Source organism: Thauera phenylacetica B4P (genome assembly GCF_000310225.1).
In the GTDB taxonomy this organism is placed as follows: domain Bacteria; phylum Pseudomonadota; class Gammaproteobacteria; order Burkholderiales; family Rhodocyclaceae; genus Thauera; species Thauera phenylacetica.
Genome location: NZ_AMXF01000140.1, coordinates 1 through 10,580 on the forward strand (window position 1 = coordinate 1; position 10,580 = coordinate 10,580).

The following is a 10,580-nucleotide window of genomic DNA, read 5'->3' on the forward strand; positions in this document are numbered from 1 at the left end:
CACGCCGGCCACGCCGGCCACGCCGCCCGCGCCGAAGACGGGCGCGGTGCCGAGCGCCCACCAGCGGCTGCGCGAGACGCGCGCCGGGCGGCGCATCCTGCTCGTGGAGGATCACCGCATCAACCAGGAGGTGGCCAAGGCCTTGCTGCGGCGCGCCGGGCTGTTGGTCGAGGTGGCCGAGAACGGCTGGCTCGGGCTGGAGCGCGTGCGCGAGCACGACTACGACCTGGTGCTGATGGACATCAGCATGCCGGTGATGGACGGGCTGGAGGCGACGCGCGCGATCCGGGCGCTGCCGGGCCGCAGACCGGAGGTCCTGCCCATCCTGGCGATGACCGCCAACGCCTTCGAGGACGACCGCGAGGCCTGCCTGGCCGCGGGCATGAACGACCACATCGCCAAGCCGGTGATCCCCGAGAAGCTCTACGCCGCGCTGCTGCACTGGCTGCCGGCGGCGACGGACGGAGGGGCGCGCGAGGCTGCAGGGCAGGACGTGGAGGGGGGCGAGCTCGGGTAAAATCCGCGCCATGACTGCCGACCCGAACACCCCCGACCTGGCGCCGCACCAGCCGCGCTTCGTCCATCTCCGTCTCCACTCCGAATACTCGATCACCGACGGCATCGTCCAGCTCGACCAGGCGATCGCCGCCGCGGCGGACGACGGCATGCCGGCTCTCGGCGTCTCCGACCTCGCCAACCTGTTCGGCATGGTCAAGTTCTACAAGGGCGCGCGCGGCAGGGGCATCAAGCCCATCGTCGGCGTGGACGCCTGGATCCGCAACGAGGCCGAGCGCGACAAGCCCCACCGTGTGCTGCTGATCTGCAGGAACCGTGCGGGCTACGGCCAGCTGTGCGAGCTGCTCACCCGCGCCTACCTCGAGAACAAGCACCGCGGCCGTGCCGAGATGCGCCGCGAGTGGTTCGAGGGCGGCGCGGCGAGCGCGCTGCTGTGCCTGTCGGGTGCAATGAGCGGCGACATCGGTGCGGCGATCGCGGCCGGCAACCTCGCGCTCGCCGAGCAGCTCGCCGCCGACTGGGCGCGCCTCTTCCCGGACGCCTTCTACATCGAGATCCAGCGCGCCGGCCACCCCGGCACCGAGTCCTACATCCGCCACGCGGTGGACCTCGCCGGCCGGCTCGGCCTGCCGGTGGTCGCGACCCACCCGGTGCAGTTCCTCCAGCGCGAGGACTTCAAGGCGCACGAGGCGCGGGTGTGCATCGCGCAGGGCTACGTGCTCGCCGACAAGCGCCGGCCGCGCGACTTCACCGAAGAGCAGTACCTGAAGAGCCAGGCGGAGATGTGCGCGCTCTTCGCCGACCTGCCCGAGGCGCTCGAGAACGCGGTCGAGATTGCGCGCCGCTGCTCGCTGAGCGTGCAGCTCGGCAAGAACTTCCTGCCGCTGTTCCCGACCCCCGAGGGCATGACGCTCGACGACTTCCTGGTGCAGGAAGCCAAGGCCGGCCTCGAACGCCGTCTCGCCCAGCTCTACCCGCATCCGGACGAGCGCGAGCAGCAGCGCCCGCGCTACGAGCAGCGCCTCAAGTTCGAGACCGATACCATCATCCAGATGGGCTTCCCCGGCTACTTCCTGATCGTGGCCGACTTCATCCGCTGGGGGAAGAACAACGGCGTGCCGGTCGGGCCGGGGCGCGGCTCGGGTGCGGGCTCGCTGGTCGCCTATTCGCTCGACATCACCGACATCGACCCGCTCGAGTACGCGCTGCTGTTCGAGCGCTTCCTCAACCCCGAGCGCGTGTCGATGCCCGACTTCGACATCGACTTCTGCCAGGACAACCGCTACCGCGTCATCGAGTACGTGCGCGAGCGCTACGGCAAGGACGCGGTGAGCCAGATCGCCACCTTCGGCACCATGGCCTCGAAGGCGGTGGTGCGCGACGTCGGCCGCGTGCTCGACCTGCCCTACGGCCTGTGCGACCGGCTGTCGAAGCTGATCCCGATCGAGGGCGCCAAGCCCGTCTCGCTCAACAAAGCCTACGAGATGGAGCCGCAGATCGGCGAGATGATGGCCGACGGCAACGACGGCGAGTCGGTGCGCGACCTGTGGAGCCTGGCGCAGCCGCTCGAGGGCCTGAGCCGCAACGTCGGCATGCACGCCGGCGGCGTGCTGATCGCGCCCGGCAAGCTCACCGACTTCTGCCCGCTCTACATCGCCGACGGCGACGACGCCACGCCGGTATCGCAGTTCGACAAGGACGACGTCGAGGCCGTGGGCCTGGTGAAGTTCGACTTCCTGGGGCTGCGCAACCTCACCATCATCGAGCTCGCCCTGGAGTACGTGGCGCGCCTGGAGGGCAGCCGGCCCGACCTGATGAGCCTGGGCTTCGAGGACCCCGCCGCCTACCAGATCCTGAAGGACGCCAACACCACGGCGATCTTCCAGGTCGAATCGGACGGCATGAAGAAGCTGCTGAAGAAGCTCGCGCCCGACCGCTTCGAGGACATTATCGCGGTGCTCGCGCTCTACCGCCCCGGTCCGCTCGGCTCGGGCATGGTGGACGACTTCATCCTGCGCAAGAAGGGCCAGCAGGAGATCGACTACTTCCACCCCGACCTCAAGGCCTGCCTGGAGCCGACCTACGGCGTCATCGTGTACCAGGAACAGGTGATGCAGATCTCCCAGATCATCGGGGGCTACACGCTGGGCGGCGCCGACATGCTGCGCCGCGCGATGGGCAAGAAGAAGGCCGACGAGATGGCCAAGCACCGCGCCACCATCGCCGAGGGCGCGAAGCACAAGGGCTACGACCCGGCGCTCGCCGAGCAGCTCTTCGACCTGATGACCAAGTTCGCGGAGTACGGCTTCAACAAGTCGCACACCGCGGCCTACGCGGTCGTCACCTACCACACCGCCTGGCTCAAGGCGCACCACTGCGCGGCCTTCATGGCGGCGACCATGTCGTCCGACCTGGACAACACCGACACGGTCAAGATCTTCTACGAGGACACCCTCGCCAACGGCATCAAGGTGCTGCCGCCGGATGTGAACACCTCCGACTACCGCTTCGTGCCGGTCGATCGCAAGACCATCCGCTACGGACTGGGCGCGGTGAAGGGCGTGGGCGAGCCGGCGGTGCGCGCGATCCTCGCCGCACGGCAGAAGGGTGGAGACTTCCGCGACCTGTTCGACTTCTGCGAGCGGGTGGATCGGCGCATGGTGAACCGCCGCGTCATCGAGGCGCTGATCCGCGCCGGCGCCATGGACACGCTCGCCGGCCACGCCGGCCTGGACCGCGCGCAGCTGATGGCCACCGTGGCGCTGGCGATGGAGGCGGCCGAGCAGGCGGCGGCCAACGCGATGCAGGGCGGGCTCTTCGACCTGATGCCCGAGGCCGCCGGCGCGGCGCCGGAGTTCGCCCGGGTGAGGGGGTGGAGCGAGCGCGAGCGTCTCAAGGAAGAGAAGCTCGCGATCGGCTTCTTCCTCTCCGGCCACCCCTTCAACGCCTTCAAGCCCGAGGTGCGCCGCTTCGTGCGCCGCACGCTGGCCCAGCTCGAGCCCTCGCGCGACCTCACCATGCTGGCCGGGGTGGTCATGGAGCAGCGCACCAAGGTGGGCAACCGCGGCAAGATGGCCTTCGTGCAGATCGACGACGGCACCGAGCCGCGCGAGGTCACGGTGTACTCGGAAGTGCTCGACGCCAGCCGCGGCAAGATCGTCACCGACGAGGTCGTTGTGATCGAGGCCAAGGTGAGCAACGACGATTTCTCGGGCGGGCTGCGCATCATCGCCGATCGCATCCTGACGCTGGGTGAGGCACGTGGTCGCTTTGCGCGTGCCCTCCAATTGCGCATCAATGGAGAGGTCGGCAGCACGGGCGGACCGGTCGCCGCAGCGGGCAAGCTGCAGACCTTGCTCGAGCCTTTCCGTCAAGGGGGCTGCCCGATTCGCGTGACGTATCGCAACGCCGCCGCCGAGGCCGAGCTCCCGCTCGGAGACGGCTGGCGCGTGCGCCTGGACGATGCGCTGCTGGAGAGCCTGCGCGAATGGCTGCCGGGTGAGGCGGTCGAGGTGGTGTACCCCTGAGGCGCGATGCTTCATGCAGGAGCGCCGCCAGGCGCGATCGCGGCCGTTCCGTCTCCGTCCTGCGTCGGCTCCGCGCGATCGCGGCAGGGCTGCGCTCAAGCCGTCGGGCGTTGCTCGAAGCCTGCGAGCGGCTCGAGCGCGGCCTCGAACACCTCGACCCGCGACACCCGCGCGTTCGACGGGCCCCGGTGGGCCCAGGCGATGAAGGCTTCGACCGCGGCGGTCGGGCCGATCGCGAGCGCCTCGACCGTCCCGTCGCCGCGGTTGCGCACCCAGCCGGAGAGACCCAGGCGGGTGGCCTCGGCGGTGGCGCTGCCGCGATACCAGACGCCCTGCACCCTGTCGTGGATACGCAGCTGGCGGGCGATCGTGTCCACCGCGGGCGGAGACGCAGCGGGCTGCGGCGCTGCCTCGTCGGGCGGGCTACGGTCGCGGTCGGGCATGGGCAGTCTCGCGTCAGGCATAGGCGATCTCCGGCTCGCGCCCGCCCAGGCGCTGGGCGCGGATCAGCGCCTCGGTGAGGTTTGCGGTGATGTTGTCGTCGCCGAGCTTGTCGCTGAAGCCCGAGCGGAAAACGATCGAGCCGGGCTGCGAGTTGAGCCCGCACAGCACCAGGTGGGCGCCGCGCTTTTGCAGGTTGCGGTGCAGGGTCTGCAGGATGTCCAGCCCGGTGGTGTCGATGTTGATCACCTTGTCCAGGTCCAGCACCACCACCTCGGGGTGGCCCGGCAGCCCGAGCAGCAGGTTCTCGAGCTTGTTGGCGGCGCCGAAGAAGAGGCTGCCCTTGAGCTTGTAGGCGACGATGCGCGGCGTGCCGTCCGCATGTGACAAGGCTTCGACACCGTAGAAATCCTCCAGCGGCACGCGGTCGATGCGGGTGAGGTCCGACATGCGGTAGATGAAGAACAGGCTCGCCAGCGCCATGCCGATCTCGACCGCCAGGGTGAGGTCGAACACCACCGTGATGAAGAAGGTGCCGAGCAGGATGGTGCGGTAGTTCAGCGAATAGCGCGCGAGCTCCCTGGGCGCGAAGGCGTGCCATTCGCCCATGTTGATCGACACGATGACCACGATGGCCGACAGTGTGGCGAGCGGGATGTGGCTGGCCGCGGGAGCGAGCGCGAGCACGATCGCCAGCAGCACGCCGGCGTGGATCATGCCGGCGACCGGGGTGCGTCCGCCGGTGCGGATGTTGGTCGCGGTGCGTGCAATCGCGCCGGTGGCGGCGAAACCACCGAAGAGCGGCGCGGCGACGTTGGCGATGCCCTGCGCCATGAGCTCCTGGTTGGGGTCGTGGCGGTCGTCGATCTGGCTGTCGGCCACCCGCGCCGAGAGCAGGGACTCGATCGCGCCGAGCAGCGCGATCGTGATCGCCGGGGCGATCAGCTTGCCGAGCGTGGACAGGCTCAGCTCGGGCAGGCCGAAGGCGGGGATCTCCTGCGGGATGCCGCCGAAGCGGCTGCCGATGGTGTCGACCGGGAGCGCGGCCAGGGCGTTGACCGCGGTCATCACGATCAGCACCGCGAGCGGGCCGGGCAGGCGACGCATCCACGCCGTCTTCACCGCCTGGCGGTTCCACGCCACCAGGATCGCCAGCGACACGAGCGCCACCGCCACCGTGGGCAGGTGCAGGGTGGGGAGCGCTTCGATCAGCGCGCCCATCTTGGCGAAGAACTCGCCCGGCAGGTCGGCGATCTGCAGGCCGAGGAAGTCCTTGATCTGCGAGATGAAGATCACCACCGCGATGCCGTTGGTGAAGCCGATCACGACCGACAGCGGGATGAAACGGATCATGTTGCCCAGGCGCAGCGCGCCCATGGCGAACAGCAGCACGCCCGACATCATCGTGGCGATGAGCAGATTCTGCACGCCGAGGTCGGCGACGATGGCGTAGATGATCGGGATGAAGGCGCCGGTGGGGCCGCCGATCTGCACCTTCGAGCCGCCCAGCAGCGCGATCAGGAAGCCGGCGACGATCGCGGTCCAGATGCCGGCCGAGGGCGACATGCCCGAGGCGATCGCGAACGCCATCGCCAGCGGTAGGGCGAGCACGCCGACGGTGATGCCGGCGGAGAGGTCGCCGACGAAGGTCGCGCGGCTGTAGCCGTGCAGGGTGTCGAAGAGCTTGGGACGAAAATTGAGTTTCATGCTGTCTCCGCTGCGTACTGGTTCAGGACGGGGCGCGAGGCCCGGGCGGCGCCGCTGCCATCGGTATCGTGGCGAGCGGCGCGGACTGCGGAGACGGTCACCCTCGGCCCGCGTGGTGCAGGACGATCCAGCGTTTCGAGGGTGTGAGCGGCATGGCGGCTACTCGGGTCGGATCACTTCACCCTCATGCCGGGGAGCGCGCCGGCGTCGGGCGAGAGCAGGAAGATGCCCGGCGTGTTGCCGGCGGCGTCGGAGGCGGCGAGCACCATGCCCTCGCTCATGCCGAACTTCATCTTGCGCGGCGCGAGGTTGGCGACCATCACCGTCATGCGGCCGACCAGGGTGGCCGGGTCGTAGGCCGACTTGATGCCGGCGAAGACCTGGCGCCGCTTGGGGTTGCCGGCCGCGTCGGTCTCGCCGATGTCCAGCGCAAGCCGGATCAGTTTTTCGGCGCCCTCGACGTGCTGGGCGTCGACGATCTTCGCGATGCGCAGCTCGACCTTGGTGAAGTCGTCGATGCCGATGTGTTCGGATGCGGCCTCCGCGGCCTGCGCCGAATGCGGCTGCTTCTCGGCGTGGCGCTGCTGCGAGGAGGCCGCCTTGGCCACCGCCTCCGCCTTGACCGGCGCGGCAGCGGCCGGGGCGAGCGACTCGCGGTTGGCTTCGAGCAGGGCGTCGATCTGCTTGCGCTCGACGCGGGTCATGAGGTGGCTGTAGGCCTGGATGGCGTGGCCGGCGGGCAGCGCCGCCCAGTCGCCCTGCCAGTCCATGGCCGGGATGGCGAGGAAGGCTTCGACCTGCGCGGCGAGCGCCGGCAGTACCGGCTTGAGGTAGCGCGTGAGGTCGCGGAACATGGTCAGCGCGGTGCTGCACACCGAATGCAGGCGGGCCTCCTGGCCCTCCTGCTTGGCCAGCTCCCACGGCTTGTGGTCGTTGACGTACTGGTTGGCGAGGTCGGCCAGGCGCATGATCTCGCGCAGCGCGCGGCTGTAGTCGCGTTCCTCGTACGCGGTGGCGACACGGCCTTCGGTCCAGGCGGCGGCGAACTCGGCGCAGGCGTCGGCGTCGGCCTCGCCCAGCCTGCCGTCGAAGCGCTTGCCGATGAAGCCGGCGCAGCGGCTGGCGATGTTCACAAACTTGCCGACGAGGTCGGAATTGACCTTGGCGATCATGTCGTCGAGGTTGAGGTCGACGTCCTCCATGGTGCCGTTGGACTTGCCGGCGAAGTAGTAGCGCAGCCACTCGGGGTTGAGCTTCTGGGTGATGTAGGAGTGCGCGGTGATGAAGGTGCCGCGGCTCTTGCTCATCTTGGCGCCGTCGACGGTCAGGAAGCCGTTCACGCACAGCTGGCTGGGGGTGGCGTAGCCGGCGAACTTGAGCATCGCCGGCCAGAACAGGGCGTGGAAGTAGAGGATGTCCTTGCCGATGAAGTGCACCATCTCGGTGCCGGCCGCGGCGGCGCGGGCGGCGTCGGTGTAGTCCTCGACCGCGATCGTCTCGCCCGCGGCGGCGCGCTTGGCGGCGAGGTTGCGGAAGCTGGCGAGGTAGCCGATCGGCGCGTCCAGCCAGACATAGAAGTACTTGCCCGGCGCGCCCGGGATCTCGAAGCCGAAGTAGGGCGCGTCGCGCGAGATGTCCCAGTCGGAGAGCTTGTTCTCGCCTTCCTCGCCCAGCCACTCCTTCATCTTGTTGGCGGCCTCCATCTGCAGGCGGCGCTCGCCGGCGGCGTTGGTGCCGCGCGTCCACTCGCGCAGGAAGGCGACCGCGCGCTCGTCAGACAGGCGGAAGAAGTAGTGCTCCGAGGTTTTGAGCACCGGCTTGGCGCCGGACACCGCGGAGTAGGGGTTCTTGAGCTCGGTGGGGGCGTAGGCCGCGCCGCAGGCCTCGCAGTTGTCGCCGTACTGGTCTGCCGCACCGCACTTGGGGCACTCGCCCTTGATGAAGCGGTCGGGGAGGAACATCTCCTTGACCGGGTCGTAGTACTGCTCGATCGAGCGCGTGTCGATGAGACCGCCGGCCTTGAGCTTGCCGTAGATGTCCTCGGCGTAGAAGCGGTTCTCGGCGCTGTGCGTGGAGTGGTAGTTGTCGAAGGCGACGCCGAAGGCGGTGAAGTCGCGCAGGTGCTCGCCATGCACGCGATTGATGAGCTGCTCGGGGGTGAGGCCTTCCTTCTCGGCGCGCAGCATGACCGGTGTGCCGTGGGTGTCGTCCGCGCACACGTAGTGCACCGAATGACCCCGCATGCGCTGGTAGCGCACCCAGATGTCGGCCTGGATGTAGCCCACGAGGTGGCCGAGGTGGATGTCGCCGTTGGCGTAGGGGAGGGCGTTGGTGACGAGGAGCTTGCGGGACATGATGGGTGCGGGGGTCGGTGCCGGATAAAGACGAGAGTTTAACAAAGCGGCACGCGCTGCCGCGCCGTGGCGAGCGCTCAGGGCATGGGCGAGAGGATCAGCTCGATGCGGCGGTTGCGCACGCGCCCCTCCTCGGTGGCGTTGGAGGTGAGCGGGTCGGCCTCGCCGCGACCGTCGGCGGCGAGACGGTCGAGCGCGATGCCGCGCTCGCGCAGCCACGCCACCACCGCCTCGGCGCGCGCGATCGACAGGCGCAGGTTGACCATCTCGCTGCCCTGGCTGTCGGTGTGGCCGAGCACGCGCACCGCGACGCCGGTCTCGGCGGCGAGTGCCGGCGCGAGCGCATCGAGCGCGCGTCCGAGAGCGGGGCGGATCTCCGCGCTGCCGCTGGCGAAGCCGTCCGCGACCGGGACCTGCACGTGGAAGCCGGCCTTGTCGACCTTGCCGAGCTCGACCCCGGCGAGCCCGGCGGTGGCCTTGCCGAGCTGCTCGTGCAGCGTGCTCCAGGACGGCGCGGGCGGCGCGGTGCGCACCAGGGCGTGGCGGTGGATCGCGTCGGTGCCACCGTCCGTCCCGCCGCCAGGCGTGGCGCAGGCGGCGAGCAGGCTGGCGAGCAGGGCGGTGGAGACGAGCGCCGTGGGGAAAGTGGATTTGCGGCGGGCAGTGCGAGCAGTCATGTGCATGGGGCGCCGGTGCGCGGCGCGCGGGAGATTCGTCGAACGGATGGGCGGGCAACGGGACTGTGGCGGGCCGGAGAGCGAGCCCGCGGAGTAACCCTGTGCAGAACGCGGGTGAGTCCTGCGCTGCGCTCCGGTATGATTCTGCCGCTTCCACCCGGCGTCGGGTGCACCGATTTTCGAGGAAAACGCGATGAGTCTTGACCAGCAAACCGTCACCGAAGCGCTCAAGCAGGTGATCGACCCCAACACCGGCAAGGATTTCGTCGCCGGACGCAGCATCCGCAACCTTTCGGTGCAGGGCGGCGAGGTGCGCTTCGACGTCGAGCTCGGCTACCCGGCGAAGAGCCAGCACGAGCCGATCCGCGCGCTGCTGAGCGAGGCGGTGGCGAAGCTGCCGGGCGTCGAGCGCGTCGCCGTGACGGTGTCGAGCAAGGTGGTCGCGCACGCGGTGCAGCAGGGCGTGAAGCTGCTGCCGGGCGTGCGCAACATCATCGCCGTGGCCTCGGGCAAGGGCGGCGTGGGCAAGAGCACGACCGCGGTGAACCTCGCGCTCGCGCTGTCGGCCGAAGGCGCCCGCGTCGGCCTGCTCGACGCAGACATCTACGGTCCCTCGCAGCCGCAGATGCTGGGCATCGGCGACCAGCGCCCGGTGTCGGACGACGGCAAGACGATGATCCCGCTGCAGGCATTCGGGCTGCAGGCGATGTCGATCGGCTTCCTGATCGACGCCGACACCCCGATGGTGTGGCGCGGCCCCATGGCCACGCAGGCGCTCAACCAGATGCTCAAGGACACCGCCTGGGACGACCTCGACTACCTCGTCATCGACATGCCCCCGGGCACCGGCGACATCCAGCTCACCCTGTCGCAGAGCGTGCCGGTGACCGGCGCGGTGATCGTCACCACGCCGCAGGACATCGCGCTGCTCGACGCGCGCAAGGGCGTGAAGATGTTCGAGAAGGTGGGCGTGCCCATCCTCGGGGTGGTCGAGAACATGAGCATCCACATCTGCTCGAAGTGCGGCCACGAGGAGCACATCTTCGGCCAGGGCGGCGGCGAGAAGATGTGCGCGGACTTCAAGGTGCCCTTCCTCGGCGCGCTGCCGCTCGACATCCAGATCCGCACCGAGGCCGACAGCGGCGCGCCCACGGTGGTCGCCGACCCCGAGGGCCGCATCTCGTCGATCTACAAGCAGATCGCGCGCAAGGTGGCGGTGCGTATCGCCGAGCGCTCGAAGGACATGACGCACAAGTTCCCCAACATCGTGTTCAAGTCGGCCTGATCGCGCGCGCCGCGCCCGTGCGCTGCGGCGGGCGCGCGCGGCAGCGGCCTGGCTCGCGCGCTCGGGCCGCGTT

Annotated in this window: 7 protein-coding genes; 3 read left to right on the forward strand and 4 right to left on the reverse strand. The window is 69.5% G+C overall.

Annotated features, from left to right (window positions below; all coding sequences use genetic code 11):
- Both C667_RS15470 and dnaE read left to right on the forward strand, forming a co-directional pair.
- Positions 1-517, forward strand: a 517-nt coding sequence (locus C667_RS15470) for a response regulator (protein WP_004368512.1), incomplete at its 5' end; no start/stop codon positions are given.
- A 10-nt stretch (positions 518-527) separates the two neighbouring features.
- Positions 528-4,043 carry a DNA polymerase III subunit alpha gene (gene dnaE, locus C667_RS15475; RefSeq protein WP_004368514.1) on the forward strand — a complete coding sequence of 1,172 codons (3,516 nt, stop codon included), beginning with the start codon at positions 528-530 and terminating at the stop codon, positions 4,041-4,043.
- Between the two features lie 95 nt (positions 4,044-4,138).
- Here the strand turns inward: dnaE and C667_RS15480 are convergent, their stop codons facing one another.
- From C667_RS15480 to C667_RS15495, 4 genes are all read right to left on the reverse strand, one after another.
- On the reverse strand, positions 4,139-4,507 hold the full coding sequence (locus C667_RS15480; protein ID WP_004368516.1) for an acylphosphatase: 369 nt from the start codon (positions 4,505-4,507) through the stop codon (positions 4,139-4,141).
- Positions 4,500-6,191, reverse strand: coding sequence for a SulP family inorganic anion transporter (locus C667_RS15485; RefSeq protein WP_004368519.1), 1,692 nt, complete (start codon positions 6,189-6,191; stop codon positions 4,500-4,502). Before C667_RS15485 ends, C667_RS15480 begins: the two co-directional genes overlap by 8 nt.
- A 173-nt stretch (positions 6,192-6,364) precedes the next feature.
- Complete coding sequence (gene metG, locus C667_RS15490; RefSeq protein ID WP_004368521.1) at positions 6,365-8,545, reverse strand: methionine--tRNA ligase; 2,181 nt, start codon at positions 8,543-8,545, stop codon at positions 6,365-6,367.
- A 77-nt stretch (positions 8,546-8,622) separates the two neighbouring features.
- Positions 8,623-9,222, reverse strand: a complete 600-nt coding sequence (locus C667_RS15495; RefSeq protein WP_004368523.1) for an OmpA family protein — start codon at positions 9,220-9,222, stop codon at positions 8,623-8,625.
- A gap of 193 nt (positions 9,223-9,415) precedes the next feature.
- Between C667_RS15495 and apbC the strand changes: the two genes are divergently transcribed.
- Positions 9,416-10,507: an iron-sulfur cluster carrier protein ApbC gene (apbC, locus tag C667_RS15500; protein WP_004368525.1), complete on the forward strand. Its 1,092-nt coding sequence runs from the start codon at positions 9,416-9,418 to the stop codon at positions 10,505-10,507.
- Positions 10,508-10,580: the final 73 nt, after the last annotated feature.